Below are 7,106 nucleotides of genomic sequence, written 5' to 3'. Positions count from 1 at the left end.
GATCCTGACGTGTAGTGGAGGAAGACGATGATTGATCATTATCACGATCACTATTGTCATTACGACTACTACTATTACTATTTTGCTGGTCATCTGAATTTTGGCGCACTGTCCTTGTGTTCGTGACCTTTGCCCCTTCATTAGTATGGGTGGTTTTATTAACTACCACGTTCGTTGCACCTAATGCTAACACTAATGACACTAGCGCAAAGGGGGTAACAAATGGTGGTGTTTTTAACATTTTTACAGCTCCTTTAGTACCCAATTATAATCAACTTTCTCCTCAATAAAGTTTAAAGATCTCCTAAGATTTTTTAGCCATCTCTCGTTGGCAATCTGCACAGTAACCATATAATTCAAAACTGTGTCCTGTAATTTTGGCTCCTGGTAGCTGCTGTTGATATTGCTGGTAGTTAAAGTTTGGCATCGTAATTTCTTGAACTTTCCCACAGCGCTGGCAAATAAAATGATGGTGGTGGTGAACATCGCATTCTAGTTTAACCATTAGTCCTGCAGTTCCACTATTAAATTCCACGAGTCGCAGCTTTTTAAATTCCTGCAGGTTACGGTAAATTGTATTATGGCTAATTCCTGGATATTCCTGACGCATTTGCCGATCCACTTCTGTAATGTCGACATAGTGATCCATAGCATTACTCAAAATCTGAATTAAAGATCGACGTTGTTTTGTCCACCGCAACCCATTGGATTGTAATATTGATTTAGTACGTCCCGTAATCTCCGTCATATTTAACCTCTTATTTCTGACGCATAATTCGATCCAATGCTTTTGTTGTTCGTTTCCAATTGTCGTTAACAATGACATGAGCCCGTCCCTTTAATTGACGAGGTAGTGTTAAATCACGCCTATACTCATTACTATTCAGGCGTGATGAAATAGCAGCTTTCAAATCACCACGGGCCTTTAGGCGTTCTGCTAACTTATTTAATCGGGAAACCGTTAAGAAAATAATCACAGCTTGATCGCCTAATTTTTCTTTATACGTGATGGCTCCCTTAGTGTCTAGCACAATAACATCATAATCATGGTTTTGCCACCCCTTTTGCAGGCCTTCCAGTGATGAACCATACCAATGATGGTCATATTCAACTTTTTCCAACAAATGGAGTTTCTCCATTGATTGTTGATCTTCAAAATAGTAGTCGATACCGTTTCTTTCATTACTTCGTGGCGTTCGGGTAGTATGGGTTATTACCTTAAACATATCATAATGTTTTTTCAGATAACGAGCGACCGTTGTTTTCCCAGATCCCGTGGCGCCAGTAATCACAAATACTTTTTTCTTATCCATTAGTCTGCTCGGTGTACCAAGTGTGCATGGGCCTGATCTAACAATTCTTTCGGTTATTGTAGGTTAGCCGTTGGCGAGCTTCATCATAGTTAAACCATCCGGCATTCTCAATTTCTTCGGCTTGAAGATGAAGGGCTTCTGGCTCAGGTACCTCAGCGGTATATAGTGTCATTTGCTTATGGTTACCGTTTGGTAAATCATATTCTGTATAAACATTAAAACTAGTATCAATGGGAAGATCTAAAGACGTTTCTTCTTTAATTTCACGATGTGCCGTTTCTTCCAGGGTTTCATTTCCTTCAACGTGTCCCTTAGGGAACCCCCAAAAATTACCTTTATTAGTGCTTTCAAGTAAAAGATACTGAATTTCACCATTTTGTTGTCGATAAACTACCGCACCAGCAGTGACTTCAATCGCCATTATAAACACTCCTTAATGATATTTTAATTGACTTTTAATATTAACTCAACTTATTATAGTCCTAATATGGAAACTATATTATAGAACATTATAGCAAAGGTGGTTAGTGATTATGCATTTAAAGATTTTCAGAAAGGAAAGTCTTTCAAACTACTTAGGAGCCGACCAGTACTTCGTTAAATCGCTCTCCGCTTTCGATTTAATGACTTTAGGTATTGGGGCCGTAATTGGAACAGGGATTTTTATTCTTCCCGGGACTGTAGCCGCAAACGCTGCTGGTCCAGGAGTGATTTTGTCATTCTTGTTTGCAGCAATTGTTTGTGCACTTGCTGCAATGTGTTACGCTGAATTTTCATCTGCACTTCCAGTTGCCGGGAGTGCTTACTCATATGGAAACATTATTTTTGGTGAGTTCATCGGCTGGATCCTCGGTTGGGCACTAGTTTTGGAATACATGTTAGCCGTGGCAACTGTTTCTACTGGATGGTCCGCCTACTTTAACGCGTTAATTGCTAGTTTTGGAATTCACTTGCCAAAAGCAATTTCTGGCCCGTTTGATCCTGCTCACGGAACTTACTTTAACCTAGTCGCTGTTTTAATAGTTATTATTGTTAGTTTAATTCTCTCGCGCGGGATGCAATCTTCCAAGCGGGTTAACAACGCAATGGTTATTCTTAAAATTCTGATTATTCTGATGTTCATTGGAGTTGGTTTCTTCTTTATCAAACCTTCTAACTATCATCCATTTATGCCATACAAATTGAGTGGGGTTTTAAAGGGAGCAACTACCGTTTTCTTTGCCTTCCTAGGTTTTGATGCTGTTTCTAGTTCTGCTGCGGAAGTTAAGAACCCCAAGAAGAATATGCCAATCGGGATTCTAGGAACCCTTCTGGTAGCAGCAGTTTTATACATGGGTGTTTCAGCGGTGCTAGTTGGAATGGTTAAGTACACTAAATTAGACGTAGCCAACCCCGTTTCTTATGCCTTAAACCTTGTCCACCAAGGCTGGTTAGCTGACACATTGGCAATTGGTGCCTTAATTGGAATGTTTACTATGATGATTACAACTGTCTTTGCTAGTTCTCGATTAGTATATTCCATTGGTCGTGACGGTTTATTGCCAAAGGCCTTGAGTAAATTAAATAAGGATAAAGGTGAAACTCCAGAAAATGCCTTAGTCTTTGTTACCATTATTATTGTAATTATGGGTGGGTTTGTTTCGTTAGATGAATTAACTAACCTGGTTAACATCGGAACTTTACTAGCATTTACTTTCGTTTCATTTGGAATTATTCCATTACGGAAACGCAAAGATATCGAAAATCGGGGTGGCTTCCAGGTTCCTCTTTACCCAGTTCTACCAATTGTATCTGGTTTAGCTTGTCTCTGGATGATTTCCCAATTATCAATGACCACTTTTATTGGTGCCGGAATCTGGTTCGTAATCGGAATTATCATCTACTTCAGTTACGGCTATCACCACAGTACGATTGCATCAGACAAATAATTGATCGATGCCACAATTAATTTAACAATTTAAATCACACTAACTGTTAATAGGGAGTATGGTAAAAGTCTTTATCGGCTGCTACCACGCTCCCTTTATTTATTCAGTGAAGAATTACTACTTTTCTAGTATCTGACGTGTCATAATAATGATAATTAAGTTATGAAAGGTGTCGATCTTATGAAAAACAATCAATTTGCCATTGCACCAACTGACCATGAAACACGGGTAGCTGAATTACAACGGATTCGCTTATTACAACCAGATGAATTAACTACATTAACCCCTAACGAATTATGGACAAAATTATTATTACGGATTCATATTGCTGACCATAGTCAAGCATTAGATCACGAGTGGTTAAACAGTCTACTAGCTACTCCTGACCTTTCAATTACTGACTGGTTATCCCAATCACAACCAATGACCAACGAAGTATTCTATTTGGTTGCTCTGCAAATTTTGCAGTTTGAACCTGCTATCGATTTTTCTATTCATGCCCCAATAGATGGTATGAACAAAATCCAATTGCCAATGGAACAGCATGAGCAATGGACAAACAATGACATTATTGATGCCTTCTACCTGCTTTTAAATACTCGTACAAAACTAGGGCAAAATCTCTTAGACCGCTTGACTAGTCAAGGAATGTTCACCTGGACTTACTCATTACCAGCGAGCGAAAAACCACTGTATTTTAACGGCAAACCAATCGCTAGTTTTGATCCAGACCGCTTTATTCGTGAAGTAGTTTATGTTGAAACCGATATGGATACTGATTATGATGGCATGGCCGACCTAGTAAAAGTCGAAATTATGCGGCCAGCTGACACCAATAACGGTTTAAAAGTCCCAGCGGTGTTCACCGCCAGTCCCTATAATCAAGGAACTAATGACAAGTGGGGAGAGGAAATCACCCATAACGTTAACGTTCCATTAACACATAAAGATCCTCATTATCAATCTCCTAATGAACCTGACTTTCCAATGTCTTATCAAAAACACCAGGTTAACGGTGAAAGTCAAACGGCTAGTGAGTCTTTTAGTTCCACTCCTGCATACACCTTAAATACTTACTTAAGTGTGCGCGGTTACGCCATCGTCTATGCCTCAGGAATTGGTACTAAAAACTCCGATGGACTGCAAACCTGTGGTTCCCCAGAACAAACTGATTCTATGAAGGCCGTCGTTGAATGGTTGCATGGAGATCGGCGTGCGTTTACTGATCGGACTAGTGGGATCGAAATCCACGCTACCTGGTGCAATGGCAACGTCGGAATGACTGGACGTTCTTACTTAGGAACTCTTGCTACAGCCGTCGCCACAACTGGTGTTCCCGGATTAAAAGCAATTGTTAGTGAAGCCGCCATTTCTAATTGGTATGACTACTACCGAGAAAATGGCCTAGTCATGGCACCGGGTGGTTTTCAAGGTGAAGATGCTGACGTATTAGCTGCAGAAACCTTTAGTCGAACTAAGTCACCTGCCGATTACCGACGCATTGAAAAGACCAATAATAAGTACATGAAGGGCATTGAAGCCGCCGAAGATCGGCTTACTGGTAACTATAACGGATTCTGGTCACACCGTAACTACATTCCAAACGTCGATAATATTAAATGTGACGTAATGATGGTCCACGGACTAAATGATTGGAATGTAAAGCCGGTTAACGTTAAAAATCTTTATGATTCATTGCAAGAAATGCCTAACACAAGTAAGTTAATCTTACATCAGGGTCAGCATATTTATATCAATGCCTTCCGTTCACTTGATTTTTCAGAAATGATCAACTTATGGTTTGCCAATAAGTTATGGGACCTAGATAACAATGCGGACGAAATCTTGCCAGATGTGCTAGTTCAAGATAACGTCCAACCAGAAACTTGGCGAACCTATACTAATTGGTCAGGCAACCACTCTACTACCCTCTTCCTAACTGATAATGCTTTGACACCAACTGAGCCTAATTCAGTATCAGCAGTTGAATTCGACGACCATCAAGATGACAAAACATACCATGCATGGTGTGACCAACAATCTGAATGGGCTAAAGCATTATTGAACGATATGGATGGCAAATTCAGTGCCCACTTTGTTGGGACTCCATTAGATCAGGATTGGGTACTCCGTGGTACTCCAACCTTGAAAGTGCGAGTAGCTTCTTCAGCAGATCATGGACTCATCAGTGCACGATTAGTGGACCGCGGTCGAGCAAAACGACTTACTATTTCTCCAGTTATTTTGGCTAAGGACGGCTTAGAATTAGCTTATCACTTTGGAAAAGATGATCTCCGCGAATTTGAATTACAAAAGCAATTCACTGATGCCAAGGTAATTTCTTATGGTCATATTAATCTGCAGAATCGTCACGATGCATCTACTGTAGATGACCTTAAAGCTAACCAATTTGTGGATGTCGAGTTACCACTACAGCCAGTATTCCATACCTTGAAAGCCGGACACCAATTAGAATTAATCATTTATGCTACTGATTATGAAATGACTTTACGAGGTAATGAAGCAATTAGTTACCAAATTGCTCCGGAACACTGTCAATTAATTATCCCTAATAACTAACCATCCGCTAATCTGTAAAATCCTTTAATCAATCTCTAGTTTGAACAGTTGAGTGTGACAATTTCGTCATTGATGACAATTGCCACACTCTTTTTGATACACGGTTTGTTTTTTAAAGAAGAATGAGTTAACATTTATCATATTCTAATAATTAAGTGAGAGGAAAATTGATATGAAACAAGGAACCAAAATATTAACCTTAGATAATGGCTATCATCTGTGGACCAATACCCAAGGTGAAGGTGATATTCATTTACTAGCACTTCATGGTGGACCTGGTGGCAATCATGAATACTGGGAAGATACTGCAGCTCAATTAAAAAAGCAGGGATTAAATGTCCAAGTTCACATGTACGATCAGCTAGGCTCACTATATTCTGACCAGCCTGATTACAGTGATCCTGAAGTAGCTAAAAAATATTTAACGTACGAATACTTCTTAGACGAAGTTGAAGAAGTTCGCCAAAAGTTAGGCTTAGATAATTTCTACCTGATTGGGCAAAGCTGGGGTGGCCTACTAGTTCAAGAATATGCTGTTAAATATGGACAACACCTTAAAGGGGCTATTATTTCTTCCATGGTGGACGATGTCGATGATTATGTTGAGCACGTTAATAAGATTCGTGAAGATGTTTTGCCAGCTGAAGAAGTAGCTTTCATGAAAGAATGCGAAAACAACGGTAATTGGGATAATCAACGTTACCAAGATGATGTGCAGGTATTAAATAAAAACTTCGTTGACCGCAAACAGCCTTCTAAACTGGACCACGTTAAAAGCCTGGATGGTGATGCCGTTTACCATGCTTTCCAAGGTGATAATGAATTCGTAATTACCGGAAAACTGGCTGACTGGCACTTTACTGACCAATTGCACAATATCAAAGTACCAACTCTCTTAACATTTGGTGAACACGAAACAATGCCACTTAGTGCTGCTCGACGGATGGAAAAACTGATTCCAAATTCCAAATTAGTAACCACCCCTAATGGCGGTCACCACCACATGTTAGATAATCCTGATGTTTACTATAAGCATCTTGCTGACTTTATTCGTCAAGTTGAAAATAACACTTTCAACCAATAAAGATCACATTATTGGTTAATGGGCCCAAGTGTTCGGGATTTCCGAGTGCTTGGGCCCATTTCTGTACCGTGCTATTAACTTTTAGCCTGTATAAGGGGCCTTTATTGTTGTTAATATGTTGAGTAGCAATAATTGCTGCTTTCATCCTTTTGGTTTCTACTGAGATAGCGTAAAATATTATTTAGTAATTCAAGTGGGAGG

General features: G+C 39.6%; 5 protein-coding genes and 2 pseudogenes. 3 read left to right on the top strand and 4 right to left on the bottom strand.

All coding sequences use genetic code 11. The features are described from left to right. From H5975_RS00655 to H5975_RS00640, 4 genes and pseudogenes are all read right to left on the bottom strand, one after another. Positions 1–241, bottom strand: a pseudogene (locus H5975_RS00655) (hypothetical protein); the annotation flags it as partial. Between the two features lie 63 nt (positions 242–304). Next, on the bottom strand, positions 305–748 hold the full coding sequence (locus tag H5975_RS00650; RefSeq protein WP_178660911.1) for a Fur family transcriptional regulator: 444 nt from the start codon (positions 746–748) through the stop codon (positions 305–307). 10 nt (positions 749–758) lie between these two features. Further along, positions 759–1,313, bottom strand: coding sequence for a guanylate kinase (locus H5975_RS00645; protein ID WP_178660913.1), 555 nt, complete (start codon positions 1,311–1,313; stop codon positions 759–761). Continuing rightward, positions 1,313–1,734: pseudogene (locus tag H5975_RS00640) on the bottom strand (bis(5'-nucleosyl)-tetraphosphatase). Before H5975_RS00640 ends, H5975_RS00645 begins: the two are co-directional and overlap by 1 nt. A gap of 112 nt (positions 1,735–1,846) precedes the next feature. Between H5975_RS00640 and H5975_RS00635 the strand changes: the two are divergent. The 3 genes from H5975_RS00635 (at position 1,847) to H5975_RS00625 (ending at position 6,905) form a co-directional block, all read left to right on the top strand. Continuing rightward, the gene (locus H5975_RS00635) at positions 1,847–3,241 is read left to right on the top strand and encodes an amino acid permease (protein WP_204784458.1); all 1,395 of its coding nucleotides are present in this window, start codon (positions 1,847–1,849) and stop codon (positions 3,239–3,241) included. A 180-nt stretch (positions 3,242–3,421) separates the two neighbouring features. After that, positions 3,422–5,821 carry a Xaa-Pro dipeptidyl-peptidase gene (locus H5975_RS00630; protein ID WP_204784457.1) on the top strand — a complete coding sequence of 800 codons (2,400 nt, stop codon included), beginning with the start codon at positions 3,422–3,424 and terminating at the stop codon, positions 5,819–5,821. Between the two features lie 172 nt (positions 5,822–5,993). Beyond that, entirely contained in the window at positions 5,994–6,905 is a 912-nt protein-coding gene (locus tag H5975_RS00625) for a proline-specific peptidase family protein (RefSeq protein ID WP_204784456.1), read from the top strand. Positions 6,906–7,106: the final 201 nt, after the last annotated feature.

The organism is Limosilactobacillus coleohominis, assembly GCF_016901675.1.
GTDB classification, from domain to species: domain Bacteria; phylum Bacillota; class Bacilli; order Lactobacillales; family Lactobacillaceae; genus Limosilactobacillus; species Limosilactobacillus intestinavium.
The sequence above is the reverse complement of the archived record's forward strand: the minus strand, read 5'-3'. Positions and strand labels throughout refer to the sequence as shown.